We start from the raw sequence: 504 nt of genomic DNA on the forward strand, positions 1-504 counted from the left end.
CCAACCTCCCCACAACACCGAGCAACCGCCCAGCCTGTGCCGTCGAGAGTGGTCCGCAGGGGCGCAGAAAAATCGACCCATTTAGCCCGCAGGCGAGGTGGGGGGACGACGGCGCGCGCCAGGTGCAGACCCTCCTACCTACGACCTGTAGCACGTCACTCGCCCGACCGTGACACCTCAATGCCCCCAGCTCAAAGAGAAGGCGATCCGCCCAGTGATGGAACGCCAGGCCCATGGTCCCACCGCGTGTCGGCCAATGCTTCGAAACGGCGTCGAACCCCCGTAGTTACTGGCTCAACCCCCGCTAAACCTTGTCGTGACCTGGCCTAAGTGCTATGGTGACCTGGGCTTTTTTACGCCACCGTAATGCAAATCTTCATCCCTCCCCGCCTTATTTCCCGGCCGCCAAGCCCCCTCCTCACCTACAGCTCGTCGGCTCAAATCGCGTCGCTGGCAATGCTCGATTACTGTACGCACATACAGTAAAAATAAGCAGTCACTCAC

Source organism: Pseudomonas sp. S4_EA_1b, from assembly GCF_016307435.1.
Lineage (GTDB): Bacteria > Pseudomonadota > Gammaproteobacteria > Pseudomonadales > Pseudomonadaceae > Aquipseudomonas > Aquipseudomonas rhodesiae.